This window comes from Brevibacillus centrosporus (assembly GCF_003710815.1).
Lineage (GTDB): Bacteria > Bacillota > Bacilli > Brevibacillales > Brevibacillaceae > Brevibacillus > Brevibacillus centrosporus.
In genome coordinates, this window is sequence record NZ_RHHP01000066.1 from 1 (window position 1) to 988 (window position 988).

The 988-nt window shown below is 39.2% G+C and carries 1 pseudogene; it reads left to right on the plus strand.

Annotated elements, in window-relative coordinates:
- Window positions 1-93 precede the first annotated feature (93 nt).
- Window positions 94-988: pseudogene (locus tag EDM55_RS29855) on the plus strand (HTH domain-containing protein); the annotation flags it as partial.

Here is a 988-nt window from a genome sequence, read left to right on the forward strand (position 1 = left end):
TAAAATGTACCCTATAGAGTAGACACGTTAAAAAAGTCTACCTATAGGGTACTTTTCTGTATAATTAAGAAAAAAATCGGGGCTGGGGAAAGTATGAGCAAGAAGATATTTACGGAAAAAGAGATGAACCAACTAAAGCGAAATTCTCACATCAAATCAGTAAGTGCGAAGTCAATTACTTATACCGATGAATTTAAGCGTATTTTTATTGTTGAATACGAAAAAGGAAAATTTCCAAGACAGATCTTTGAGGAATATGGGTTTGATGTGGATGTAATTGGACCACAGAGAGTGAAGTCATCTGCAGATAGATGGCTAAACGCATACCGCGAAAACGGGTTGCTTGGGTTGCATGACAGTAGAACCGAAAACACTGGACGCCCTCGTGAAAAGGAACTGACTCTAGAGGAAAAGTACGCTCGTTTAGAGGCTCAAAACAACTTATTAAAAGCCGAAAATGAACTGTTAAAAAAGATTCGTATAGCAGAAAGGGGGCTGAAGGAAAGCCCGTAGTCCTGCCTCCTGGCCAGAAATATATGCTTATCCGTTCCGTCATTGAAAAGTACCAGCTTAAACATATGGTGCGTTATCTTTGTGAAGTAGCAAGTGTGTCTCGTAGCGGTTATTATAATTATTTCTCGGCTAAGTCGCAGGAACAGAGAAAGAAAAAAGACCAGAAGGATGAAATTGCAAAAGAGATCATCTTAAAAGCCTTCCATTTTAAAGGGCGTAAGAAAGGGGCTCGTCAAATTAAAATGACCTTGGCGGGTCAATTTCAAGTTGTCTTCAATTTGAAGCGTATTCGGAGGATTATGAAGAAATTTGCCATCATTTGTCCCATTCGAAAGGCAAATCCATATAGACGAATGATGAAAGCCACACAGGAGCACCGAGTTGTACCCAACCTTTTAAACCGAAAATTCAAACAAAATATTCCTGGGAAAGTGCTTTTAACGGATATCACCTATCTATATTACGGCAAAGGTCA